This window comes from Bacillus sp. MUM 13 (assembly GCF_001866725.1).
Taxonomy (GTDB): domain Bacteria; phylum Bacillota; class Bacilli; order Bacillales; family DSM-1321; genus Peribacillus.
The window spans coordinates 1-25,450 of sequence record NZ_MLYQ01000051.1; the positions used below are offsets into that span (position 1 = coordinate 1).

Consider the following 25,450-nt stretch of genomic DNA (forward strand, 5'->3'; position numbering starts at 1 on the left):
CATCCTCTTTGCTGTGTTTATTTTATAGGCTGTTTTCGTAAACTTTGTTGCTATGAAACAAGGGGTTGATTTCCGCTCCAGGATGCTTCGCTCCAATCAACCAGCTATAACAATGGAATTGCCACACCAAACATATTAAATGAAAAACAACAATCTTTAAGAAAAGAGCCAAAATTAAAATGACCTCTTATCATTTTCTTAGTTGATATTTTCATAAAGTTAGCGTACGATTATATCAGTCAATATACTAGATATGGAACATGAACATATACATAAAACTATATATAGAACCGCAAGCATAGGTGCCAGAAATGGCTGAAAAGGGAATCCGGTGTAAACCCGGAGCTGTCCCCGCAACTGTAAATGTGACGAAATGAGATTTCCACTGTATGTCTTTATACGGGAAGGACTCAGAGTAGGATGAACATAAGCCAGGAGACCTGCCTATTGCCTGCCAAGTTTCTTATTCTTCGGGGATTGAGGTGATGAAACGATGGGTTAAAAGCACCGTCTTCATTTTCTCTTTTATCACATCGTTTGATCCGCTCAATTCATGAGCGGATTTTTTTATATCCAAAAGGAGGAAAACAAGATGAAAGAAGCACTATCTGCTGAAGGTTTATCCATGCAAGAGGAATACGAATTGAAAAAGGAGGCAGTCGCTTCCCTCGATGAAATTCTTCGTGATTTTCCATTCCTGAAAACTGAGGACTTCAAAGAAAGGGTAACGGAAATCCTCTTTGGCCGAACCGGGATTTCAAAAGAACAAATCGCTAATGTCATCATTTTAGAAGGACTTTCCTTAATTTCAGAAATCGAACCTGACTGGACTTTTGTATGTGCAAGAGTGTACCTGAACTTCCTGCGCAGTGAGGCTGCTGCAAACAGAAGCTATAGTCCGGATGCACCTTATGGTTCTCTGTATAGCCTCATCAGCCATCTCTGCAGTCTGGGGATTTTCCACCCTCTGCTTATCGATTCATATTCAAAAGAAGAAATTACAGAGATTGGAAAGCTGCTGGATCCAGACAGGGATAAGCTGTTCACCTACATAGGACTTAGAACATTGTCTGACAGATACTTAGCAAAAGACTTTGACGGTAAAATTCAGGAGCTGCCACAGGAGCGCTTCTTAATTATCGCTATGACAATTATGGCAAATGAATCAAAAGAAAAAAGAATTGAATACGTGAAGGAAGCTTACTGGGCACTAAGCAATCTATTTATGACCGCCGCTACTCCTACTCTTGCAAATGCCGGAAAAAATTATGGACAGCTTTCAAGCTGCTTCATAGATACTGTTGAGGATAGCCTTCAAAGCATTTATGACAGCAACACCGATATTGCCAATGTATCTAAATCCGGCGGCGGCATTGGTGTTTATCTCGGTAAAATCAGGAGCAGAGGCAGCGATATTAAAGGGTTTAAAGGAGTATCATCAGGTGTTATTCCATGGATGAAGCAGCTTAATAACACTGCAGTAAGCGTAGATCAGCTCGGCCAGAGGAAAGGTGCCATTGCTGTATACCTTGATGTCTGGCATAAGGATATTTTCCCCTTTCTGGATTCTAAGCTTAACAATGGAGATGAACGGTACAGAACGCATGATTTATTCACCGGGATCTGTCTGCCGGATTTATTCATGGAACAAGTTGAGTCCCGTTCCTCATGGTTCCTTTTTGATCCGCATGAGGTCCGTACGGTAATGGGATTTTCCCTCGAGGATTTCTATGATGAACAGCGGGGCTCTGGAACCTTCCGGGAAAAATACAGGCTCTGTATAGAGAACCCTGAACTCTCAAAAGTGGAAATACCGGCAATAGAAATCATGAAAAGCATCATGAAAAGCCAGCTTGAAACTGGAACTCCTTTCTTATTTTACCGGGACGAAGTTAACAGGAAAAATGCAAACTCACACGCCGGCATGATTTACTGCAGCAATCTTTGCTCGGAGATTGCCCAAAATCAGAGTTCCACCAGCATTCATGAGCAGTACACAGAAGATGGGAAAATCATTACAATCAAAACGGCTGGAGACTTTGTGGTCTGCAATCTATCATCCATTAATCTGGCAAAGGCAGTAACAGGCAATGTGCTGGAAAGGCTGATTTCGATTCAGGTTCGTATGCTTGATAATGTAATAGATTTAAATACCATTCCTGTTCCCCAGGCACAATTGACTAATAAAAAATATCGGGCCATCGGCCTTGGAACATTTGGCTGGCACCATTTGCTTGCCCTGAAGAAAATAAGATGGGAAAGCATGGAGGCTGTTCAATATGCTGATGCGCTTTATGAAAAAATCGCATTCTTAACCATCAAAGCGAGCATGGAGGTTGCTGCTGAAAAAGGAGTATACCCGGTTTACAGCCATTCCGACTGGGAAACTGGCGAATATTTCGCTAAAAGGGATTATTTAAACCGTGATTCTGATCTGGACTGGCCCGGTTTGCAGCAGGACGTCATGAAAAACGGCATCCGAAACGCCTACTTAATGGCTGTCGCCCCAAATGCAACCACTTCTATTATAGCCGGCAGCACAGCAAGCATTGATCCTATTTTCCTGAAGGTATTTTCCGAAGAGAAAAAGGATTATAAAATTCCGGTTACAGTTCCAGACCTGAACAGCGAAACATCGTGGTACTATAAATCATCATTCCATATTGACCAGCTTTGGAGCATTAAGCAAAATGCAGCAAGGCAGCGCCATATTGATCAATCTATATCCTTCAATATTTATGTTAAAAACACCATTAAAGCAAAAGAACTGCTGAACTATCATATGGAAGCCTGGAAATCAGGCCTTAAAACAACCTATTATATCCGCTCTACATCAAGTGATCTGGAAGAATGCGATTCTTGCTCCAGTTAAGCTTCAGGATATACATAAAAAAAGAAGAGGTGTAAATCATGAAAATCAAAGTAAATAAACGTGCTCTTATGGATGATGGTGCCCCGAACAAGTCAACCTCCATTATAAACGGCCGCAGTTCCAATATCCTAAACTGGGATGATACCGCCTTTAACTGGGCGTATCCAAAATATAAAAGAATGCTCGGGAATTTTTGGACGCCTTTTGAAATTAACATGTCACAGGATATCAAGCAGTTCAGCCAGTTAACAGAGATTGAGCAAGATGCTTTTCTTAAGATAATCGGACTTCTGGCACTGCTGGACAGCATTCAGACTGATTACGCTGGCCGTGTAGCAGATTATCTTACAGACTCAAGCCTGAATGCCTTGATGATTATGCTTGCTCAGCAGGAGGTCATTCACAATCATTCTTATTCGTATGTCTTATCCAGTCTGGTTACAGCAAAGAAGCAGGAAGAAGTTTTCGAATTTTGGAGAAGTGAACCCGTCCTTGTCTCAAGGAACGAGTTTGTCATGAATGGCTATAAGGAATTTGCAGAGCAGCCCAGTGTTGAAAGCTTGCTTAAATCCATTGTCTTTGATGTTATTTTGGAAGGCTTGTTCTTTTACTCAGGCTTTGCATTTTTTTATAATCTCGCAAGAAACCAAAAAATGGTCGCAACATCGACGATGATTAATTATATTAACCGGGATGAGCAGCTTCATGTGGATTTATTCGTGAAGATATTCCAGGAAATCCTAAGGGAATATCCCGAATGCAGAACAGCTGAATTTGAACAGTTTGTAAAGAGCACCTTTATTAAAGCCGCCAGCCTTGAGATCGAATGGGGAAAGCATATCATTGGAGATAAAATAGATGGCATCTCGATGAAGGACCTGGAGGCATATATTAAATTTTACGCTAACGTCCGCTGCAGCCAGCTGGGGTTCGGCAAGCCCTTTGAGGGCTATCGGCACAACCCGATGAAATGGATTGCAGCTTATGAGGATGCGAATAAAGGCAGGTCAGACTTTTTCGAGCAAAAATCAAGACAATATACGAAGATTAATTCTGTTGATAATGGCTTTGATGAACTATAAAAACACTAAAATCCTAGATGATTTTGCAAAAAAAGACTCCCAGATAAATGGGAGTCTTTTAAAGTTCAATTATTTTTGAACGTTAGCAGCTTGTGGTCCGCGAGCGCCTTGCTCGATTTCGAAAGAAACTTCTTGGCCTTCTTCAAGAGTTTTGAAGCCTTCGCCTTGAATAGCAGAGAAGTGTACGAATACGTCGTCTTGTCCTTCTACTTCGATGAAACCGAAACCTTTTTCTGCATTAAACCATTTTACTTTACCTTGTACCATGTGTATTTCCTCCTGTTTGGAAAAAAATCCTTATATTACTATTCTTGATCTAGGATAACGTCTCAAGAGGAAACCATGTAACATGTACTTTCCTTCTATCAATCTTTAATCCGAACAAAAATAATTGACTATAGTATAACATGATTTTTCTTAAAAAAACAAGAAAATCAGAAAATTTATTAACGACAAATTTCGCTTATTTTCTGCTTCTTTCGCCTTTAATCTTTCTTGCTGAAGCCTTCCTCTTTCAAGTACCTTTCAGCTTCAATAGGAGACTCAAAGCAATCTTCAAGATTGCTTCCGGAATAAATATTCCACAGTAAATCTTCTTTTACCAGAGATAGTTCTTCTTGTCCCCGTTTCGTCCAGACTCCTTCTAAATCGTTGTACGTATCCTCTTCTTCTTCTTTCTCTTCATGAAGCTCGGAAAGATAGCCTATGCTCTTTTTTATGATGTCCCTTAATTCCGATTCTGAATAATCACGGATATTCACATAACCCTTCCGATCTATTGCTGTTTTTGGCAAATGCCCGCCGTAGACAAATCCATTTCCATTTGGGTGTAGATGCTGCACGACTATTTTCTTTTCATGCACGCTTTCTTCATAATGGAAGTTCACTCTTCCAAGAGAGACATCCTTTCTTTCCAGTTCAGGAAAGGATTCGATAATACTCAGTTTTTCTTCAAATGTCAGCACACAGTTTTCCTCATTTCATTATTCAGTTCATTTGTCTGTTGATTATACCATACAGTACTTCAAATCCGCCCATTGACTGCGCATTATTTGCCAGCGGCTCACTTATATAAACCTGCGATTTTTCATGGCATCAGATAATTTAATCTTTGATAATATGCACCGCCAGCAGCATGATAAAAGATATCACGATCATTATTCCTACCCACATCCATGCCATTTCCATATTTCCTGAATCAATCGCCATATAAATAGCAGTCGGCATTGTCTGTGTCCTGCCAGGAATGTTACCTGCAAACATCAAAGTCGCGCCAAATTCCCCAAGGGCCCTCGCAAAACTTAAGATCCCCCCTGAAATGATGGATTTTATGGCCAGCGGCATTGATATGAATATAAAAACCTTATACTCATTTGCGCCATCCACTCTTGCAGCATTTTCGATATCAGAATCGATACCTGCAAATCCAGTTTTAGCTGATTGATACATCAGCGGAAAAGCTACAACAATGGAGGCAATCACAGCTGCAGCCCATGTAAAGATAATCGGCTGGTGAAATAGCCATTCAATTCCCTGGCCAGCTGGACTGTTTCTCCCGAAAACAATGATAAGCAAGAACCCGACTACCGAAGGCGGTAATACTAAAGGAAGCAAGAAAAGAGTTTCCAGGAGAACGCTCCCTCTGAACTTCTTATTCGCCATGAACCTTGCTGCCAGCGTTCCAATACAAAATACAGCAAGCCCAGAAATGGCAGCAACTTGTATAGAAATCTTTACAGGAAGCCAGAAATCAGCTGTCATAACTGCTGCAGCCATTACTTTCTATCATTAAATGATTATCCATTTTTTATTCTCCTTGCATTTAATTTACTATTTTTACAGGACTCTGATAACTTGTTTGCTGATTTCCTCTCGGGAAGCAAACATCCCGGCGGCCTGCCTTAAACATAATACGCCCGGAGTCACGCGGATCCACTCCGGCAAACCACGTGCTAAATCAGCAATGTATTTCAACAACAAAAATCTTCTAAATAAGACTTCACATTCAACATTATACTCCAAATCCCGGCTCTTTTTATTTGGCTCTTTCTTAAAGGTTGTTGTTTTTTTATTTTTTATATGAGACGTTCCCATTGTCAAGCCAGGCTGATTGGAGCGTAAAATGCGAGACTCCTGCTTAGATGATGAGAACAGGTGAGACCCAAGCAGGCTCACCGCCTGCCCCGAGGAAAGCGGGCTCCCTGAAGCGGAAATCAACCACCTTATTTCATAGCAACAAAATTTACGAAAACAGTCTTTTATTTTCTGCCTTTTTTTAAAATGTCTTTTCCTTGACATATTGCTGACACAATCATTCTGTAAAGTAACTAGTATCAGATGAATATACAAATAATTATTTACTGCGATATAGCGAAAAAATGATAAGGGAGTCGATCTTAATGGTAAACATTTATACTACACCAAGCAGTCTTGCATGCAGAAAGGCCAAATCCTGGCTGCAAAAGAACAATATTCCTTATAAAGAAAGAAACTTATATGCACAGCCTCTATCAGTTAACGAAATTAAAGAAATTCTAAGAAAAACAGAAGGCGGTACTGATGAAATTATCTCTACCCGCTCAAAAAAATTCAAGAACATGAAAATCGACATTAATAATACACCATTAAACGAGCTTTGCAGCATCATTCAAAAAAATCCTGACTTGCTGCGCCGTCCGATTATTTTTGACGAAAAAAATCTGCACACTGGCTATAATGAAGAGGAAATGGGACGATTCCTGCCGCGCCAGGTAAGACATGTTCAATTATGGAGGGCTATCAGCCTTATTAATGCTTAACTCATAACTATCATGTTCAGCTTTTCACGATCTGAATCGCGGTTCTCACTTAAAGAAAATATTTGATTACCGCTTGATCAGAGACAACAGGAAAATCCTCTTTAAACAGCGAGACGGGCTGTCCATCAAAATGGGCAGCCCGATTTCTTTATTTTGATTTTAATAACGAGATAGTGAATATGGTACCCTCGCTGCTGCTGCCCTTAAGGCTCAGATCTCCTTTTTGGGCTTTAGCGAGCATCTTGCTGAATGGCAGGCCAAGACCAAGTCCGCGTACCCTAAGCTTTTTCTTCTCCCCTCTATAAAAAGGTTCGAATACAAAATCCTGTTCCGCGTCCGGAATGCCGCGCCCGTTATCACGGATATCAATGCATACACGGTGTTTGCTTACACTGTATAAGCTGATTTCGATTTTTCCATCCTGCATCAGCGCCTGCCTGGCATTATTCAGTAAATTTATGATGATTTCCTGAAGTCTCAGCCGATCCACCATTGCGGTGACTATCTCTTCTGGCAGATTCACAGACAGTTCAAAATCCTGATCATCTTGGGTCATTTTCCATTGATAAGCTATTTCCTGAAGAAATTTGTTCAAATTTTCCTTTTCAAAGCGAATCTTGAATGAACCAGCAGCCATGGCATTATAATCCAGTAAATCTTCGATCATCGTTTGCAGCCTTTGTGTTTCCTTCAGCGATATTGTGAGAAACTCCTTACTTTCCTCCCCTGTTACTACTTCATCCTTTACTGCCTGAATCAGTCCGCTAATTGACGTAACCGGGGTTTTTAGGTCATGAGTCACTCCTGCAAACAGCTCGGCACGCAGCTTATCATTTTGCTTTAGCCTGTTGGTCATTTCCTTAAACGATTCTATCAATTCATGTATTTCTTCTTCTTTTGGTTCTTCTTCCTTTAATTGAATATCATAATTGCCCTGGCGGATCTGTACAGCCGCGTTTGCCACCTTTTGAATTGGTTTGGAAATCCTTCTGGAGAGAACGTAAATCACTCCCCAGCCCAAAATAAGAAGTCCTCCCATCATAACTGCAAGCAGCCCATGATCCTGGTTCAGTTCCTTTAATGTACTCTCTTCCTGTGCAATCACAACCCAGCCATATTTTTTGCCGTTGCGGTCTATGGCCGATTTGACAACATAAACCTGATTTTCATTCCTGATTTTCACCTTTTGTATGGGTTCCTTACTGTTTATAATTACTTTTGGGAGATGGTCATCCCCTTTAGCTATATAAAGCTGCGGCATTGTATAAATAATCTCGCCTTGAGTATCTGTGATATAGATAATAGGCGGTTTATTAAGATGAAGGATTTTCTCCCTTTCTTCTACAACACCAGAAAGGACCGGCCCCACCACCATTTTCCCATTTTCCTTGATAACCCTGTCAGATGTTTCATCGGCGAGATATTTCAGTAAACTTAGTCTGTACTGCAAAGCTGTGTGCTCCATCCACCATGCAGAAAAAATTGACAGCACCATTAGGCCTGTAACCAATGTAATCAGGTATCTAGTTGTCCAATATCTTACAAGAGTTGTTCTTTTTTTAGTTTTCGCTGACACTTAATTGATACCCCATCCCCCGTAAAGTTTTTATTTCTCCTTCAGCTGCCGGCCATTTTTCCAATGCCTTTCTTATTCTTTTAATCGCCAGGTCAACAGCGCGGTCACTTCCGTCATAATCCATGCCCCATACCTGATCAATCAGCTGATCTCTGGTAAATATCTGATTAGGATTTTTTGCCAAAAATAAGAATAACGAAAGATCTCTTGGAGTTAAACTGATTTCTTCGCCATTCAACTGAATCGTGTATGAACTGAAGTCAGCACGCAAATTGCCATATTGCCTACTATTAGCGGTGTTTGTGCTGCTGCTTGCTGATCTTCTTAAAACCGCTTGAACTCTTGCAACGACTTCTTCAGCTATGAATGGTTTGGAAATATAATCATCAGCACCTGACTTAAAGCCGCTTAATCGATAGTCCACATCTCCGAGCGCCGTAAGCATGATTACTGGGCATGCATTCTTTTGCCGTATTTCCTTCAATATTTGCCATCCATCCTTCCCTGGAAGCATCACATCCAGAAGAACAAGATCAGGTTTTTCTTCTTCAAAAACATCTATGGCTCCATTTCCTTCGTAATGCTGAAAAACTTCGAAGCCGTCTCTTTGCAGATAAGCCTTCAGCACCATAGAAATGGCTTGTTCATCTTCTATAATCAATACTTTCTTCATTTTGATTTTCACCTCACATACAATAATATTAAACTACACAGCCAGTGCCAATACAGCCTGGCTTACTCATTATTAAAAAATTCCTTTTTATATAGGATATCAGAACAATATGTCAGGATTATGTTAAACGATTGGGGAAGCAGAATGTAAAGAGCTCAAAAAAATCATAGAGACTGCAGCTCCATCATTTTTTTCAGGTCTTTTATATCCAGAAGAAAAGCCGGCTCCTTCTGCTGCCAGCTTTTCTTCATGCTCCGCCATCTCAATCTTCTGCATCATCAGCAATCGCACGAAGCTCTTTATTGAATAGTTCCTCATTGCAGGTTAAATGTTTCTTGCGGCTTGCAATTTCATCTATTTCACCGCTGTCTCCACCCGCATTAATCATTTCAGCAAGCTGAATTAAATCCTCTTCTTCTTCCCTATTTCCATTATTGGGCTCTTTCATCTCAGCACCTCCTATACGTTTTGGCTTATCTTTTCCGTAATGCGAAACTTTAGCCATCATTCAATATGTTTTCCCAAACGCTATCTGGTACAAAGCGGCTGATTTCTGCTGTTCTTGCACAGTCTCGCATCATAAGTTCCAAGCAGCCTAGTACAACAATTGGTTCACCTTGCAGAACTCATTATTTAGCATCAATCTTTAAGAAAGGCTGTTTTCGTAAACTTTGTTGCCACCTGAACAAGGGGTTGATTTCCGCTCCAGGATGCTCGCTTTCCGTGGGGCGGGCGGTGAGCCTCCTCGCTGCGCTTGCGGGGTCTCACCTTCCCGCTAATCCCACAGGAGTCTCGCACCTTACACTCCAATCAACCCGGTTTAACAACAGGTTCGCTTCACAGAACAATTAAAAAATAACAATCTTTAAGAAAAGAGCCATTCAAAAAGTGAAGATCCTGCAATAGTGTATTTTTTCATGAGTTGGAAATTCCCTTTTTTAATCGTGTTGGAGTATAATTTCTCCATACATACTCTCCGATTTATCAGGAGGCAGTACACTGAGTTTCCAAATTTTTCGCAAAGGAGTTTTAAGACATGAAAATTATATTTCCGCTGCTTGCTTTAGCAGGCGGAATCGCCATTGCCTTCCAGTCGCAAATTAACGGGGGCTTAGGCAAGAAAACTGGAGCAATCGAGGCCTCCTTCATATCATTCGCCATTGGGGCACTCGCCTTGTTTTTTGTTTTGATATTCTTTGGCAAAGGGCACGTCTCCGCAGTTTCTGCCGTTCCGAAATGGCAATTAATCGGCGGACTTCTTGGGGCATTCTATGTAAGTGTGATGGTCTTCACCGTTCCAAGCATAGGTGTTGCACAAACACTGGTCGCGGTTATTGCAGGGCAAATCATCACCGGGGCCGTCATCGATCATCTGGGGCTCCTCGGAGGAAATCAGATTTCTCTTGATGCTAAAAGGATTACAGCCATCCTGCTTCTTTTGGTGTCCCTGTATCTATTCAATAAAAAATAGGCTTGCTGCGCTTTATTAATGCATTAAACGTCAAAAAAAGCTCTTTTCTTAAAAATTGTTGTTTTTTTATGTTCTGTGAAGCGTCCCAGTATTAAGTCAGGTTGATTGGAGCGTAAGGTGCAAGACTCCTGCTTAGATTAGCGGAATAGGTAAGATCTAAGCAGGCGCAGCCGGGGAGGCTCACCGCTTGCGTGGAAAGCGAGCATCCTGAAGCGGTAATCAGCCACCTTGTTCCATAGCAGCAAAGTTTACGAAAATAGCCGAAAAAAGAGAAAGACCTTCAGGCAAAAGTGAAGGTCTTTTTCTTATGTATAACTTGCTTATAATTGATTATTATTTTTATTCTTTTCATCATCCTGCAGGGAATCCTCAGGATAGTAGGGATTGACATGAATTAATACTTCTTTAATCACACTATACTGCTTCATAATTTCATCTCTTATTGCCTTTGTTATATCATGGCCTTCTTTAATGGTTTTATCGTGGAATAAAGAAATCCTTGCGTCCACTAAAATATAATGTCCCTGTTCGCGCGCACGGATTTTGTCAATGCGCTTTACATCCTTAAACGTAAGTATAATGGACTCTATGCCCTTCAATGTTTCCCCGTCAATACTTCTTTCTAGAAGAATATCATACGATTCTGTAATCATTTCCTTTGAAATGCGGAAAATAAGATAGGCAACAAATATACTTGCCAGCTTATCTCCATAAAGCAGGAAGTCCCAGCCGTAAGCTCCGCCAATTATTGATAAAATTACACCTATCGCAGCGGCCAGCGATGCAACAATGTCAGCTTTATGATCCAGTGCAATCGCTTCTATTGCTTTGCTGTTATGCTCATCAGCTGCTTTAAAGGAGTATCGGTATAAGAATAATTTAGAAACATATGAGATTAACGCTACCCATAATGCAAGAATGCTTGGCGCTGATACCGGATGAAGAAATCCTGTCAGGGCTTCATATGCAATGTATAATGCAACCACTAAAAGAATCATACCCACAATAGAAGAAACGATTACCTCTGCCTTTCCATGGCCGTATGGGTGTTCTGCATCAGCAGGTTTACTCGCAATTTTTATGACAATGAGGACAATAACTGATGCAAAGACGTCAGCAGCAGAATGAATACCGTCTGCAAAAACGGAATCACTGTTTCCATACCAGCCGATTAAAATCTTTCCAAGCATCAGGATAATATTGCTTACAAGACTTATCCATGCCACCTTATGGGCCAAGGATTCTCTTACATCCAAAATCGATCAACTCCAATAATAATTAACTGCTTTTCCATAGTAATATAAGAAGTTTAGGTGAGTCCAGAGAAACAGAATTGACTGCAGTGTTTATTTTAGGAAAAGATAAATTATTTTGAAAGAACTTAAATATGTTTCCTTAAGGAAAGAATTATCCACTCAAACATAACCTGGATTAGATTTTTTGTTTTTCCAGGTTTAAAATGCATGAATGCCATTCAGCCTCTTCCATTAAGTAAAACACTTGACTATGGAGGACAAAAGTATCAATTTACTGAAATAATGATGTTCCATCTTTACACAAAGGAACTGGACATTCTATGATAGAGTTGAATTCATAATATTTAAAATAAAGGAGGAGAACATGAAAACACCCTGTAAACAGCTTATTATTGCCGCACTCTCCCTATCCGTGATGCTGACAGGCTCAATCCAGGCATCTGCCAAGACCGATTCCGCAAAGGAAACAAAACTGGTTAACAAGAAAAGTGAGAACGCCAGCAGGCACAATCCGCATAACCTGATGTATCCGGTACTTAAAAAGGCACATAAACCGGAAGATGCTGGATTTTCATCCTCTAAGTTAAAGGAAGTCGATTCTTTGATTGAAAATGAAATCGATAATGGTTTCCCTGGAGCTGTCCTGCTTGTTATCAAGGATGGCAAAATCGTAAAAAACACGGCTTATGGCTATGCAAAAAAATACGATCGGGGTACACTGCTGAAGCACCCCAAGAAAATGAAAACGACCACTATGTTCGATCTTGCATCAAATACCAAAATGTATTCAGTAAACTTTGCCCTTCAGCACCTGGTAAGCCAGGGCAAAATAGACCTGAATCAGACTGTCTCACACTATATCCCTCAATTCAGGGATAGTGCTGAAGATAAAATCAAAGGAAAAGATACACTTCGGTTAATTGATATCCTTCACCATACGGCTGGCTTCCCGCCGAGTGTCGAATACTATAATCCCAAGCTTGCCGGGGATTTATACACAACGGACCGCAGCAAAGTCCTTCAAATGATATCAAGAACTCCCTTAGATTATCAGCCAGGAACAAAAAATATATACAGTGATCTGGATTATATGCTGCTGGGTTTTATCATTGAAAAAGTCACAGGCAAAAGGCTGGACCAATATGCAGAGGAAAAGCTGTATAAGCCGCTGGGATTGAAGCATACACTCTTTAACCCGCTGCAAAAGGGGTTTAAGCCAGGGGATTTTGCTGCGACTGAACTTAATGGAAATACCAGGGACGGGGCTATATACTTTCCAGGCATCCGCACATATACCCTTCAAGGAGAAGTACACGATGAAAAAGCCTTTTATTCAATGGGAGGGGTCTCCGGGCATGCAGGCTTATTTTCAACGACAGGAGATCTTGCAGTTTTGCTTCAGGTGATGCTGAATGATGGCGGTTACGGTAATGTACGGTTATTTGATAAACAAACAATTGATCAATTTTTAGCACCATCCGATATGAATCCTACTTACGGGCTGGGCTGGAGGAGAAATGGAAACTCAAGCATGCATTGGATGTTCAGTCCCTATGCAAGCGAAAATGCAGTGGGTCATACCGGCTGGACCGGTACTCTTACCGTCATCGACCGTGAAAAAAATCTGGGGATTGTCCTTTTAACCAATAAAAAACATTCTCCAGTGGCGGATCCGCAAAAAGATCCCAATAAATTTCTTGGCGACACATATGGCATCAGCCAGTATGGCAATGTTGTAACTGCAGTGTATCAGGCCTTAAAAGTCAACTAGTCTCCTTAAGCTTTATAACAGCAAAAAGAAGGATAACCCTGCTGGTTTCCTTCTTTTTGCTGTTCCTATATTACTCATAGATGTTTTGTCCTGGAAGATGTTTTGCTTTTTCTGCCGAAGATTGAATAGTAAATTGATATGATACCATTGACTAATGGATCGAGAAGCCCTGAAAGCTTGAAGATTACAAAAGCAACAATCAAAGCCACAATCAGGCTTCCCAGTACATCAAATGGATAATGAAGGCCAGCCCAAATCCGGGAGAATCCCGTTAGTAATGCTAAGATAAACATCGGAATACCCGCTTTTTTGTAATGAAACCACATGGCAATGGCTATCGCAAAAGCACCTGTAGAATGGTCGCTGGGAAATGATGCATCCTTTGCGTGGGATATCAGCGTGTGAACATGATGGGTGACAAATGGACGCGGCTCATAATAGATATGAGAGATGACCACATTTGCAATCAATGCCACTGCACCAGTGCCGCCGGCAAAAAGAACTGCACGTTTCATGGACCTGCCGCCAAAAAGCCAAAGAACTAAAAGTGCCAATGCAAAAATGTAGATTGCATTATTCGTGATAAACACCATAAATTGATCAAGGGCATTGCTATGTCCAGACAAATTGTGAATATCTTTAAATAACTCGTAATTCATTTAATCATTCCTAACTGCAGGGGGAATTTCCAAAACATCTTGCCTTTTGCCCAAAATTAATTTGGAACATGCCTGCGGAATAATTATATCTATTATAAAATCAATTAACAAATTAAAATTCTATTAAAAACATGAACATATCTACTCTATCCTTATTCCATCAAGCTGAAGATACCCGCCTGCTATTTTATTATCTTTTCCTTCGATTATGCTTCCTTTAAAGACTTGCTTGCCTGATTTTAAATCTGCAGCAATGAGATATTTGCCTTTTCCGTCAAGATTCTCTCCGCTAATTGCCGCTGCAAATACCTTATCCTTGTCAACTGCTATAGAAATGACCCTTGCATCCTTCTCCCCAAGAGGTATAGCTATTTCTGCGGGCTGCGGGCTCTTTGCAGCATCATATTGATAAACATGAAGAACTTGATCTTTTTCTAAAAAGAAGTACAAAACAGATCCGTCATGATATGCAGGAAATCTTTCATTATCACTTGCAAGCTCTTTCGGAATCCTTGTCTTCACTTGAATGTTTTCCTTTAAGTTAAAAACAAACCAGTCAATCTTCGTTTTGCCATCCTCTGTTCCTCCATCTTTACGGGGAATTTGTTCTGTAGAAACTTTTTTGAATACAAGGTAATTATCTGGACCCATTTCATCTGCCTCGCGAGCCTTCTCAAGAGAAACGATCATATTCTTCGTCTCCCCTTTTGTATCCAAAATGGTCTTATCATCCAATAGCTTCCTTTTATCCATATCAAAGGTGTACAAATGTATTTCTTCAGCACTGCCACCCTCACGCAAATCCACTGAATTCACTGTCACAACGTCGATTTTTGACCCTATGCTTTGTACCTCTGATACATATATATAGTTATACTTATTCCTGTCTGGAACGGGCATTTTTATGGATGTGACAGATTCGTTGTTTTTTTCCAGCTGGGAAACCTTAAAAGTAATATCATTGCTGTCTCCAGAATAACCGCCTGTTACATCAGCATACACAAGTTTATTGCTGTCTTCATAAAAATTGCTTTCCTGATTTTTTCCTCTCATAAAATTATAGTACTTTGATTGAAGGTTTTTAATATTTTTACTATTTGCTCCTGATTTCTTCAGGCTTTCGAAAAATGACAACTTACCTGTATATACCGTTCCATGGGCAGTAATATCAACAGGTTCAGCTATGCTGCCATTCAAATAACTTCCTTCCAGAACAACTGGCCTGATGTATTCCGCACCGCCTTCTTCAGGATTTATTTTATATTGAGGCAGCCTGTCCGCCGATTGTGCGGACTGGACATAATATACGGGAATGCAAATAACCAAAGCTGCAATTATTAAACTTGTTTTCCAATATTTTTTCATCGTCTATTCTCCTTACACAGTAACTTTTCTATTAATGAGGAATTTGCCAATCGCAATGGATGCACCGATTACAAAAACGCCCAAAATCAATTCCAGTCCAGCCAGTTCCATTGGGTAAAGATACACGGAATCTGTGAAACCAATCAGTAAAAGCGGTGAAAGAAATACAGCAAGTGAGGCTGCAAAATAAAGAATCCCAAAAAATACACCCTTTATTCTGTAGCTTCTTTCAAACATAATAGCTGTAAATAATGCAAACACACACATAAATCCAATGCCATATGAAAGAACAAACTGCGGAAAATTACTCGGAATAATTACTTTTAATACCTGGTTTCCCTCAATTAGTGTACTGATTTGAAAAACACTTCTGAAATGTTCAGGAACAAGCTGCAGGAAAAGTGCATTTTCGAGAGGAAGTATCAATAGCTGAAGCGCCGTAAGCCCTAACACCATTAAAAAGATAGCTGTCGCCTTGGCGAAATAGATGTTTAACCGTGAAGTAGGAAGCATCAATAATCTGTAAATAAAAGTATTCTTGCCAAACCAGTCTCTATACCAAATTAAAAAGATATAAAGGATAAGGCCTATTGCGCTAAGAGCAATTGGTCCAAGGAACCAAAAACTATTCATGATATCCAGAAAGGATGTAGGGCCAAAATTACTAAGATATTGTGCCTCAGTCAGTGACTGCTGCTGCATTTCTTGATGAGCATTACTCATAAAACTGTTAGAATGGACAAATACCCCGATAAATTGTGAAAGAACCGTAATAAGAAGCAGAGCTAAGTACATTTTGCCGAACCGATTGACTTCAAAGTTCACTAACTTTGCATATTTCTTCACTGCTGATACACCTCTCTCATAACATCTACAACTGATTTACCCTCTGAAAACCTCAAATCTTCAGGCTTGAATTCCTTAATAACTTTACCGTATTCAATCAGCACTGCTTTATCAATTAAGTGCTCGATATCCCCAATTTCATGAGTAGTAATGATGACACCCTTATCCTCAATCAGCGAGCTTGCGAAAACATCGGCGATATGTTCTCTGCTGAACATGTCAATGCCAGAGAATGGTTCATCCATCAAAATATAATCCACATCAAGTGCGAGGCCTAACAGCAAGTTTAATTTAGAGGTATTTCCTTTGGAAAGCTCTGAAATCCTCATTTCCTTCTTAAGTTTAAAAAAGTCGAGAAGTTCATCAGCCTTTTTCCCATTCCAGCTGCAGTAATAATCCTTCATGAAATCCAAAGCCTGAAAAATGGACATCGATGGCAGCATCGTTATGGCATCGGGTACATATGTGATTTTTTCATAACTGTTTTTATCTAATTTTTTTTGATCGATCGTGATTTCTCCCTTGTATGGAGTCAAACCCATGATCGCTTTTAAAGTAGTGGTTTTTCCTACTCCGTTAATTCCGATCAGACAGGTGATTTCACCTTTTTCTGCTGTAAAACTTATATCCTCAAGCACCTTTTTCCGGCCATATTTCTTGCTGACATTCTTCACTTCAATCATTAAGATTCCTCCTTGTCATCCCTTTTCGGCAGAGTTGTATTTTTTTTCAATAAGATTTAATAGCTCCGCAACCGGCACATTAATCGGCTTAATGGACTGGACGAACATATCTACCGCTTCTATAATGAGCTCTTCCCTGATGCCGCTTAAGACTTTCATGTCATCTGTAATCTTGCTGGGATGATTTTTTTCTGTCGTGATCAAATCCTGTTCCTCCATTTCTTTATAAGCTTTTTGTGCCGTGTTTGGATTAATCTTGAGCAATGAAGCCAGCTCTCTTCTCGATGGGATCTCCTGTCCGGCTTCAAGCGCCCCAATCGCAATTTGCTCCTTAAAGTAACGGACTACCTGCAAATACACCGGGTCACGATTGTTAAACGTTACATTCATGAAAAACAACTCCTATTAAGTGAAACTTCCCTGGACAGTGTTCCGCTGTTTTAGCTTCAATCTTCCTCAGATCTTAAAGATATGCTGCCTATTATGTTATAGAAGGAAGCAGCCAGCCTGAGTGTATGTACTAAGTGGTTCATACACTTTATATAATGTACTATACCTGTAATACACTCCTGCTGTCAACATTAAAAAATAATGTTTAATAAAGGCTGTTTTCATATGCTTCGCTGCTGCGGAGACTCCTGCGGGATTGCGTGACAGGTGAGACCCCGCAGACGCAAGTCGAGGAGGCTCAGCGCATGCCCGCGGAAAGCGTAGCATCCTGGAGCGGAAATCACCCCCTTGTTTCATAGCAACAAAGTTTACGAAAACAGCCTTAATTAATAAAGAAGATTCCTGTCAGGCGGCAGTTTTTCATTTTTGATCCAGCCGCAGTCAGTTACCTTAATTTAAAAATCCCCGCCATGCTCTTTTCAGATATCATCATGCTCGTAGTTTCAAAATAAGGTGCCTCTTTAATGTAAAACCTATAAAAAATAACGTAAAAAAAGAGACATCCATTTAGAATGTCTCCATTTCATTTACCTGCAGTTTGATTTGTCATTAGCAGCCATAAGAACGATCCCAATAACTCCACCAATGACTAAAACAACAATTCCTGCAGTATTTCTGGCTATAGCTTTAGCATACAGAACATGCTATTACCATTAAAACAATAAGAGAGCGATAAATCCAAAACTTACTCATCGCAATGTCAGCCCCTATTTTTAATGGATAGTTATGCCATGACTAAATCAGCTTATGGACAAATTAGCCATTCAGGCAAGAAAGAATAGCATTGGCCATTTTCTCTCCATTGGCGATGCAGTCGGGTATTCCAACTCCATAGTACGAACAGCCAGCAAGAAAAACGCCAGGATAGTGCTGGAGCATTTTTTCTTCCAGAGCCTCCACAGTTTTGTTATGGGAGATATGATAATTTGGCATTGAATTTTCCCACTTAGTAACCTCGATGGAAATCGGTTTTGCTGAGATACCCAAACTTTTCTCAACATCCCTTAAGGCAGCTTCAGATAATTCGGCATTGCTTAAGTCTTTTAAGCCGGAATATACCGGGTTGGAACTTTTATAAAATAACCGCACTAAAAGCTGCTTGCTTTTTGAAGTATGCTTCCACTTCCTGCTTGTCCATGTGCAGGCATTGCAGGCAAGATCACTTTTTTCAGAAACAATAAATCCTGTACCATCTTTCGGCAATTCACTGTCAGGGATATCAAATCCGAGATAAACACTGATCATAGAGCTGCTTTTTAGCTTATTGAACTCTTCCTCCAAATCATGATTGTCCAGCAGCCGTTTAGCCGCAGTCTCTGGAACGCTTAACACCACATAGTCGGCTTCAATATCATCATGATTAGTAAACGAGATGGTATATTTCCCATTGCTTTTTTCAATAGAGGAAGCTGCAGTGCCTGTTAAAATTTCCGCTCCCTTAATTTTTTCTGCAAGAGAATCAATAATTTGAGATAAACCATTCTTGAAAGAAATAAATTTCCGGTTTCCTGAACCTTTAAATTTATCTCTATTATGTGAAAGCCCCCTGATAATGCTTCCATACTGATTTTTATAGTCAAGTAAATATGGAAGTGTGGAAGCGATTGTGAGAGTATTTAATTTTCCTGAATAAATGCCGGACAGAACGGGAGAGATTTGATTTTCAACTAATTCTTTGCCAAGAAAGTGTTCAAGAAATAATCCGATTGAATCATCCTTAGAAAAGTCTTTATTTGTAGAAATCAAGTCCTTTAATGCATTCAGCTTTCCCTTTGAAGAGATCAGCGGGCTGCTAAAGAGTGATTCAATGCTCATTGGTATTCCAAACACAGAATCCTCCGGAATTTGCAGGAGGCGATTTTCTGTGTGAATATATGATGTCCCTGTTGCGTTGTAAACCATTTCATCAGTTAAGCCCAGTTCCTCCAAAAGCGGAACAACATTTTTTTTGCGCGCTACAATGGAGTCAGCGCCTGTTTCCATTGTAAATTTGCCTTCACGGACCGTATGGATTTTTCCACCCAATTTTTCACTTTGCTCGATAAGCACAAGCTTTACGTCTAGTTGTTTCTCTACTATTTCTTTATGCAAATAATACATGGCAGATAAACCTGTGATGCCTCCGCCAACCACTGCAACTGTTTTCAATTTCAGCACCTCGATCAATGGCCTTAATACTTGAGCCTTCACTGTAACTGAATTGTAACATACTGCCCGCTATAAACTGTAACAGCAAACTTGAACAATTTCGGAACAACTCAATATATGAACTACCTGAAAAAGAGATTAAGTTAATATTGGGCTCTAGAAACTCCCCTGCTAATTCTGAGGCCGCTGAAAATCCGCTCAGCCAAGATTCCAATAAAGCGGTACTTTCTTAAACACAAAGATAGGGCTACCAAGTGGCAACCCCATACATCTTATTTACTCATTACGTTTTTGTACTCTTTCATAGGCATGTGTACTAGAAAGCATTCTCCTTTGACATCATCGCATATCCCATCAATTCCAACTCGGTCTTTATCTTGAATATACTTAAAAACTTCTTCTCCTAGGCGATCTCCATTATCGAATGGCTCCCCCTCAGCATATCCAAATATATCCAGGACATGGTCTTAATAAACCTGTTCAATGTTTCGATTTTGACTTCCAATCTACAATCATGCTTACTATCTTGAGTAACTTTAATTTTAACAGGTGGCTTTTTACCTAATACTTCAATTCACTACCTTCATATTCATGCTTCAAATACAACTCAGTGAGGATTGTTCAAGTTCCATTACTTTTAAATGGATAAGTGATAGTCATTTTGTTGTGCCTTGACTATATTCACAATTTCTTCAGTTATTTCTTTCTTTCTTTTCACCCAATCCTGTGACCAAATTCTATGAATATTCCAGCCTAATGATTCCAATATACTTTGCCTTAGTCTGTCACGATCACGTGCTGTTTTTGAGGAGTGATATGTTGCCCCGTCACATTCTATACCTAATAAGTATTTACCTGGTTGAAGTGGATCTACTACAGCTAAGTCGATTCGGTAACCTGAACACCCTATTTGTTTCCTTACCTCAAGACCAGCCTTTACCAACATGTCATAAACATCCTGTTCGAATGGTGAATCCACTTCTCCATTATTCATTATCCCATTATTATTCGTGAATTCGCCTTTAGTTTGAGCAAAGTATAGGTAGTTCTTTAATAATTTAGGACCCTTTTTGTTCAGTTTACTATCATCTAAGTCAGTATGTCTGATACTTGATACAACGATGATTTCATGCTTGGCACGGGTTATCGCTACATTTAATCGCCTTTCTCCACCATCTTTGTTTAATGGTCCGAAATTATAATATAAAATTCCACTGGAGTCTTTTCCATAACCCACACTTAATATTATGGTATCCCTCTCATCCCCCTGAACATTTTCAAGATTCTTTATAAAAAAGGATTCAAGACTATCTTCGTTAAATAACTCTTCATAAGCGGGATTTTTCAGCCTTATCTCATCTAACATATCACGAATAGCTTCTTGTTGGGCCTCACTGAATGCAATGACTCCCAGAGATCTTTCAGGAGTATTATTAAAATGATTAATAACTAGTTCCGCAACTCTGGCTGCTTCAACCCTGTTCTTTTTGGAAGCTCCTCTATCGTATACGCCGTTTTCAACATAAACATGTGATATACCATCATTTTGTCCATTAGAGGAACTTGGGAAGGTATACATCTCATTTTTATATATTTCTTTATTTGAAAAGGCGATTAATGATTCGTGCTTGCTTCGATAATGCCATTTTAAAGACATCTGTGGCATGATTAGCAGTGATTCATCAAGGATACTTTCAAAACTTTCGAATGCTTCTTCTTCCTCTTCATTAATAAATTCATCATCCATTTCAATTTGCTGAGAGAAAAATGAAGTCGGAGGCAACTGTTTGTCATCCCCTGCAATCACTACTTGATTTCCCCGAATCAATGAACCTATTGCATCCTCTGGTCTAATTTGGGAGGCCTCATCAAAAATGATTAAGTCAAATTTCAAGCTTGTTGGGTCAATAAATTGACTTACCGAAAGTGGGCTCATCATCATGCATGGTTTAATAGATAACAGCAAGTTGGGAATTTCGGAAAACAACCTTCTTATCGGTTTGTGCCTTTTTTGTTTTTGTATTTTTCTTGATAATATTGCGAGCTCGTTACTTGTATGCTGTTTATTGCTTATATACGAATCTTTATTCTCAATCAACTTTTTATTAAGCCTTTTGCTATTCATTTCAATAATGCTAACATCCAAATTCTTAAATTCATTAAGGTAATTTGAATGTGTTTCAATGTCAAACCTCTTTAAAACAGGTAATTGGTTATAAGCAAAATCTAACCAGATTTTATAAAACCGTTTCATAAAAATTTTGTCATATGAATCTTTTGTTTGTTCCAAAAGAACCTTTTCTATAAAATCGCCCAATCCGATTTCTAACGCTTCTGATTTAACCCGTTGGGAAGTGGTCCACTGTTGCAATTTATGTGTTGAATTTGCAATCAGTTTAAGGATGGTACTTAGTTTAGTAAGTTCGATTTCATGAAATTTTTTATTTTCATACCTTGGTAAGTCAAAAGGAAATACTTTAGAGTAAAAGCCAAGTTCACCTTTTAGTTGATTTCGATTTTCAGATAATTCATCACACATAGTTGTGAATTTTTTTAAGTCTTCGTGATTGTTGATGATTTGAATGAACTTTTCTGGAAAACGACCGTTAAAGTTATTGTCGGCATCCACTGTCCAATTGATGGCGCCCTCGACAACTTTCCATTCTGTTTCAAAACCCTTATAAAGATTTCCATAAAGTGAGCAAAAAACGGGGTAATTATCCTCGATTCCCTTCTCCATGTTTTTAATATCAGAAAAATGTTGAAATAAATTATTAATACTATCGTATGTTAAAGCTGGCACTTTTGAAAAACCAGCAATCAAGCTCTTTTCTTGAAGGATTTTTTGTATATACTCCGAAAGTTTTTCTACTTTCGGTATTAAGGCTAGGAGATTATCAGTTTCTTCCTTTACCACTTCCAGCTTCGGTAAAGTTGTTTTAACCAAGTCAGCAATAGTTAGATCTATGTTGTTTACTTGTTCATTAACCGCATGACATAATGCTAAAAAGTTTTGCTTATCTTCCATTTGATAAGTTAATAAGAACTTTTGATACTCCTCATAATTAAGGCTACTTTTTATCTTGCCTATTAAGGCATAGAAATTACCTAATACCTTAGGAACGGATTCCCAGTCAGTTTTTTCCTGTTGAAAAACATCTCCTAGCGCTTCTTTCCAATCATTGCTACGCTCATCAATAGTTTTTTGTAATTCCTTTAACCTTTTAATCGAACGAAGATCCTTAATGACCTTGTCAATATTCACTTTTTCTTTTGAACGTTTATACGAATTAAGAAGACTTTTATCCTTCTTAAAGTTCTTATTAAATATCCTCATTATGGACGAATAATCGTTAATAAATCGATTTAACATGCCATCAATGTCTTCATTTATGAACTCTGGTAAGTATGATTCTTCAATGATTTTTTTTTCGAGTAAAAACTTTGTATAAATATCAGTTCCATCAGTAATAGCACTGGCAATTTCGTCTCTTTTAGAGAAATCAAACCAAGAAAATGTTGGTCTAATATTATTTTGTACGTAGTTACCAATTAGTCCAATTTCCTCTACTTGCTGCTTAGTTATCTCTGTTCTAGAAAACTGAATTATTTTATTTAGTGAATCTAATAGTTGATTTAATGTGTATAAACCTTGTTTCAACTCCGCTATATTAACGTTTGTAAACTGTTCATTTTCAAACAAGTTATCAATAAAATCTCTGTATGTATTGATAAATCCATTTATCGTTTCTTTATCGCTGTTATTTAAAATAATGTCTTTGCTGTGTTGTATATTCTGTTGCAAAATGCCTTCCTCAAAGTTTTCAAGCAACCTCTCCTTTAATTTTGCATGTTTCTCAAATAACGTTCGGTGTTTCGTTAACGAATCCTTGGCCTTTAGTAGCATGTTGTTATTATTGTCTTTAAACCATATCTGAGGTATTTCTGGTTTTATCAATAACATTTGCCCTAACTCAAACAATTTGTCTAGACCTATAAATGACAGGTCTTCACGGAAATCAATAAAGTCAGCGGATTCTTCAAAGAGTTTATTTAGATCAAATATCTTCTTACTCAAGACGGTAAATTGTGCTTTTATTTCCGCTTCACTCTCAAAGCTATTTTCTTGAAGTAACGTGCCGTACCAAATATGATTCCTCTCATCCGAAAATATGTCACGGTATAGTTCTATTTCTTTTATTTGCTTACTTATTTGATTTAATTTGTCTAATTTATATGAATCTATATTAGGTATTTTAAAAATAAGCTCAGTAACCTCATCCAATTTTGACAGTTCACCAAGTATAGAATGCGGGCTTTTATCTAACGGTTGTACTACAGTATGCAGTGCCTTCACATATTCGTTTAAATGTTCTTTAACTGTATCTAGATCGGAGTAAGGGACGATTAAACTTCTTGAGGGATTGTTTTTTGATAAAGAAATTCTTAAGTCTTCCAATACTGACTTTTTGTTAGAGTTGTGGCTATGTAAATCGAGGCAAAAATCTCCCAATCCTTTTTCACTTATTCTTTTTTTCACCACTTCTAGAGCCGCTTTTTTTTCACTAACAAATAAAACTTTCTTTCCTTGAGACAGTGTTTCTGCAATGATATTGGAAATAGTTTGGCTTTTCCCTGTTCCAGGCGGTCCGTGCATGACGAAACTGACACCGTTTTTTGCAGCTAAAATGGCTTCCTGTTGGCTAGAATCCGCATCCAAAATCTGAAACGATTCGTGAGCTTTTGAGTTACGTTCGTACTCCTGAATAGGCACAATTCTTTCTCTTCCAGTTATATCTTTTCCTTGCTTAATTCCAGCCAGCTCTTGAATAATAGGGTGGTTTTCAACTGCATCTTGATATAGTTCAAAATCTTTATACATGACCAACTTGCTGAATGAGAATAATCCGAGATACGTTTCTTCAATAAATTCCCATGACTTTTCTAATTTCAATTCTTTTTTATAGACATTTAGGATTTGTTCAATATCTTCGCTTTCAATTTGGTCTAAAGGAGGTAAATTGACTCCAAAGTCTAGTTTCATCTTTTGTTCCAATACCGGATTAAATATAACTTCTTCGTCTAATTTATATAAGTAATAAGGTTCTCTTGCTGAGTCTCTCTTCAATGAAACAGGCACCAGAATTAAAGGCGATATTAAAACATCTTTACTGTACTCAACTTCCGTCCACTTTAGAAACCCGATAGTTAGGTAAAGTGTGTTAATCCCCTTTTCATCTATTGAGGATTTGGCTTTCAGTCTGATACCGTTCAATTGTTTTTCTAGTTTTTGTTTCTCTTGTTCAAGAAACATATTGTGAACTCGTTGTTTTTCTGTATCTGTTAAGTTGCTGCTTCCATTTTTTAAAGCTTTTGCCGTAAGAAGCTTCGCGGATTTCTCCAAATCAATAATGGCATTAGCCCTAATCCCTCGGGATTGGGAAAACACCCCATATATTTCTGTATAATCTCCATCTATTTTTAAAGTAGCACTTTTAGTTGGTTTAAAGTTTAATAACCTGTTTCTTTTAGTTAAATCAATTAATCTTGATTTCCAGTTAGATATTTTTAAATCTAATTTGGCACTCTCCATCACCGAAGTCTCCTTCCTTTATTCCATTTGATGTACATATATCTTATGTACTAAAGTACCATTAAAGTATTATTTAAAGGACATTCTAGATGTTATCATAAAAATCCCTATTAATCGCTAAAATTTTCAAATAATAACCTTTAACGATTACAATTTTTTTACATTTTCAGCATTAAGCAAGTATCGGGTTTGGTTGGGACTGCAATC

21 protein-coding genes and 1 riboswitch are annotated in these 25,450 nt (G+C 38.8%); of the genes, 5 read left to right on the top strand and 16 right to left on the bottom strand.

The features are described 5' to 3' along the window. Positions 1-283 precede the first annotated feature (283 nt). Positions 284-463: riboswitch (cobalamin riboswitch) on the top strand. 129 nt (positions 464-592) lie between these two features. Further along, a complete protein-coding gene (locus BIV59_RS14190; RefSeq protein WP_071352130.1) occupies positions 593-2,872 on the top strand; it encodes a ribonucleoside-diphosphate reductase subunit alpha in 2,280 nt (759 codons plus the stop codon). A gap of 38 nt (positions 2,873-2,910) precedes the next feature. After that, positions 2,911-3,954 (top strand): ribonucleotide-diphosphate reductase subunit beta, encoded by a 1,044-nt coding sequence (locus BIV59_RS14195; RefSeq protein ID WP_071352131.1) that lies wholly within the window; start codon positions 2,911-2,913, stop codon positions 3,952-3,954. 69 nt (positions 3,955-4,023) lie between these two features. Here the strand turns inward: BIV59_RS14195 and BIV59_RS14200 are convergent, their stop codons facing one another. The 4 genes from BIV59_RS14200 to BIV59_RS14215 form a co-directional block, all read right to left on the bottom strand. Further along, the gene (locus tag BIV59_RS14200) at positions 4,024-4,221 is read right to left on the bottom strand and encodes a cold-shock protein (RefSeq protein ID WP_028393295.1); all 198 of its coding nucleotides are present in this window, start codon (positions 4,219-4,221) and stop codon (positions 4,024-4,026) included. Between the two features lie 218 nt (positions 4,222-4,439). Next, positions 4,440-4,919 (bottom strand): hypothetical protein, encoded by a 480-nt coding sequence (locus BIV59_RS14205; protein WP_071352132.1) that lies wholly within the window; start codon positions 4,917-4,919, stop codon positions 4,440-4,442. Between the two features lie 139 nt (positions 4,920-5,058). Further along, a complete protein-coding gene (modB, locus tag BIV59_RS14210) occupies positions 5,059-5,715 on the bottom strand; it encodes a molybdate ABC transporter permease subunit (RefSeq protein ID WP_071352154.1) in 657 nt (218 codons plus the stop codon). A 75-nt stretch (positions 5,716-5,790) separates the two neighbouring features. Further along, complete coding sequence (locus BIV59_RS14215) at positions 5,791-6,252, bottom strand: hypothetical protein (protein WP_139194375.1); 462 nt, start codon at positions 6,250-6,252, stop codon at positions 5,791-5,793. Positions 6,253-6,353: 101 nt separating this feature from the next. On the opposite strand from BIV59_RS14215, the gene spx reads away from it, so the two are divergent. Next, positions 6,354-6,752, top strand: a complete 399-nt coding sequence (gene spx, locus BIV59_RS14220) for a transcriptional regulator Spx (protein WP_071352134.1) — start codon at positions 6,354-6,356, stop codon at positions 6,750-6,752. A 148-nt stretch (positions 6,753-6,900) separates the two neighbouring features. Here the strand turns inward: spx and BIV59_RS14225 are convergent, their stop codons facing one another. The 4 genes from BIV59_RS14225 to BIV59_RS14235 form a co-directional block, all read right to left on the bottom strand. After that, entirely contained in the window at positions 6,901-8,328 is a 1,428-nt protein-coding gene (locus tag BIV59_RS14225; protein ID WP_071352135.1) for a HAMP domain-containing sensor histidine kinase, read from the bottom strand. Beyond that, the gene (locus BIV59_RS14230; RefSeq protein WP_071352136.1) at positions 8,312-9,001 is read right to left on the bottom strand and encodes a response regulator transcription factor; all 690 of its coding nucleotides are present in this window, start codon (positions 8,999-9,001) and stop codon (positions 8,312-8,314) included. The genes BIV59_RS14225 and BIV59_RS14230 overlap by 17 nt, the downstream gene beginning before the upstream one ends. Positions 9,002-9,124: 123 nt before the next feature. Next, positions 9,125-9,286 (bottom strand): hypothetical protein, encoded by a 162-nt coding sequence (locus BIV59_RS23695; RefSeq protein WP_170846157.1) that lies wholly within the window; start codon positions 9,284-9,286, stop codon positions 9,125-9,127. Beyond that, the gene (locus tag BIV59_RS14235) at positions 9,264-9,449 is read right to left on the bottom strand and encodes a hypothetical protein (RefSeq protein WP_071352137.1); all 186 of its coding nucleotides are present in this window, start codon (positions 9,447-9,449) and stop codon (positions 9,264-9,266) included. Before BIV59_RS14235 ends, BIV59_RS23695 begins: the two co-directional genes overlap by 23 nt. 588 nt (positions 9,450-10,037) lie before the next feature. On the opposite strand from BIV59_RS14235, the gene BIV59_RS14240 reads away from it, so the two are divergent. Further along, positions 10,038-10,472: a DMT family transporter gene (locus tag BIV59_RS14240; protein WP_071352138.1), complete on the top strand. Its 435-nt coding sequence runs from the start codon at positions 10,038-10,040 to the stop codon at positions 10,470-10,472. 320 nt (positions 10,473-10,792) lie between these two features. On the opposite strand, the gene BIV59_RS14245 is transcribed toward BIV59_RS14240, so the two are convergent. After that, positions 10,793-11,731: a cation diffusion facilitator family transporter gene (locus BIV59_RS14245; protein WP_071352139.1), complete on the bottom strand. Its 939-nt coding sequence runs from the start codon at positions 11,729-11,731 to the stop codon at positions 10,793-10,795. A 520-nt stretch (positions 11,732-12,251) separates the two neighbouring features. Between BIV59_RS14245 and pbp4b the strand changes: the two genes are divergently transcribed. Beyond that, complete coding sequence (gene pbp4b / locus BIV59_RS14250) at positions 12,252-13,499, top strand: penicillin binding protein PBP4B (RefSeq protein WP_240501910.1); 1,248 nt, start codon at positions 12,252-12,254, stop codon at positions 13,497-13,499. Between the two features lie 74 nt (positions 13,500-13,573). Here the strand turns inward: pbp4b and BIV59_RS14255 are convergent, their stop codons facing one another. From BIV59_RS14255 to BIV59_RS14285, 7 genes are all read right to left on the bottom strand, one after another. Then, positions 13,574-14,158 (bottom strand): undecaprenyl-diphosphatase, encoded by a 585-nt coding sequence (locus BIV59_RS14255; protein ID WP_071352141.1) that lies wholly within the window; start codon positions 14,156-14,158, stop codon positions 13,574-13,576. Positions 14,159-14,299: 141 nt separating this feature from the next. Then, positions 14,300-15,523: a hypothetical protein gene (locus BIV59_RS14260; RefSeq protein ID WP_071352142.1), complete on the bottom strand. Its 1,224-nt coding sequence runs from the start codon at positions 15,521-15,523 to the stop codon at positions 14,300-14,302. A 12-nt stretch (positions 15,524-15,535) separates the two neighbouring features. Further along, positions 15,536-16,369: a hypothetical protein gene (locus tag BIV59_RS14265; protein WP_071352143.1), complete on the bottom strand. Its 834-nt coding sequence runs from the start codon at positions 16,367-16,369 to the stop codon at positions 15,536-15,538. Then, on the bottom strand, positions 16,366-17,052 hold the full coding sequence (locus BIV59_RS14270) for an ATP-binding cassette domain-containing protein (protein ID WP_071352144.1): 687 nt from the start codon (positions 17,050-17,052) through the stop codon (positions 16,366-16,368). The genes BIV59_RS14265 and BIV59_RS14270 overlap by 4 nt, the downstream gene beginning before the upstream one ends. Before the next feature lie 15 nt (positions 17,053-17,067). After that, entirely contained in the window at positions 17,068-17,442 is a 375-nt protein-coding gene (locus tag BIV59_RS14275; RefSeq protein WP_071352145.1) for a GntR family transcriptional regulator, read from the bottom strand. 816 nt (positions 17,443-18,258) lie between these two features. After that, positions 18,259-19,650, bottom strand: a complete 1,392-nt coding sequence (locus tag BIV59_RS14280; protein WP_071352155.1) for a protoporphyrinogen oxidase — start codon at positions 19,648-19,650, stop codon at positions 18,259-18,261. Positions 19,651-20,287: 637 nt separating this feature from the next. Continuing rightward, on the bottom strand, positions 20,288-25,243 hold the full coding sequence (locus tag BIV59_RS14285) for a DUF4011 domain-containing protein (protein WP_071352146.1): 4,956 nt from the start codon (positions 25,241-25,243) through the stop codon (positions 20,288-20,290). Positions 25,244-25,450: the final 207 nt, after the last annotated feature.

What these genes read in the sequence shown, in the direction of transcription:
- BIV59_RS14190 (WP_071352130.1), top strand. Translation starts at nt 593, where the DNA reads ATGAAAGAAGCACTATCTGCTGAAGGTTTATCCATGCAAGAGGAATAC.
- BIV59_RS14195 (WP_071352131.1), top strand. Translation starts at nt 2,911, where the DNA reads ATGAAAATCAAAGTAAATAAACGTGCTCTTATGGATGATGGTGCCCCG.
- BIV59_RS14200 (WP_028393295.1), bottom strand. Translation starts at nt 4,221, where the DNA reads ATGGTACAAGGTAAAGTAAAATGGTTTAATGCAGAAAAAGGTTTCGGT.
- modB (WP_071352154.1), bottom strand. Translation starts at nt 5,715, where the DNA reads ATGACAGCTGATTTCTGGCTTCCTGTAAAGATTTCTATACAAGTTGCT.
- BIV59_RS14215 (WP_139194375.1), bottom strand. Translation starts at nt 6,252, where the DNA reads ATGTCAAGGAAAAGACATTTTAAAAAAAGGCAGAAAATAAAAGACTGT.
- spx (WP_071352134.1), top strand. Translation starts at nt 6,354, where the DNA reads ATGGTAAACATTTATACTACACCAAGCAGTCTTGCATGCAGAAAGGCC.
- BIV59_RS14230 (WP_071352136.1), bottom strand. Translation starts at nt 9,001, where the DNA reads ATGAAGAAAGTATTGATTATAGAAGATGAACAAGCCATTTCTATGGTG.
- BIV59_RS14235 (WP_071352137.1), bottom strand. Translation starts at nt 9,449, where the DNA reads ATGAAAGAGCCCAATAATGGAAATAGGGAAGAAGAAGAGGATTTAATT.
- BIV59_RS14240 (WP_071352138.1), top strand. Translation starts at nt 10,038, where the DNA reads ATGAAAATTATATTTCCGCTGCTTGCTTTAGCAGGCGGAATCGCCATT.
- pbp4b (WP_240501910.1), top strand. Translation starts at nt 12,252, where the DNA reads ATGTATCCGGTACTTAAAAAGGCACATAAACCGGAAGATGCTGGATTT.
- BIV59_RS14255 (WP_071352141.1), bottom strand. Translation starts at nt 14,158, where the DNA reads ATGAATTACGAGTTATTTAAAGATATTCACAATTTGTCTGGACATAGC.
- BIV59_RS14260 (WP_071352142.1), bottom strand. Translation starts at nt 15,523, where the DNA reads ATGAAAAAATATTGGAAAACAAGTTTAATAATTGCAGCTTTGGTTATT.
- BIV59_RS14270 (WP_071352144.1), bottom strand. Translation starts at nt 17,052, where the DNA reads ATGATTGAAGTGAAGAATGTCAGCAAGAAATATGGCCGGAAAAAGGTG.
- BIV59_RS14275 (WP_071352145.1), bottom strand. Translation starts at nt 17,442, where the DNA reads ATGAATGTAACGTTTAACAATCGTGACCCGGTGTATTTGCAGGTAGTC.
- BIV59_RS14285 (WP_071352146.1), bottom strand. Translation starts at nt 25,243, where the DNA reads ATGGAGAGTGCCAAATTAGATTTAAAAATATCTAACTGGAAATCAAGA.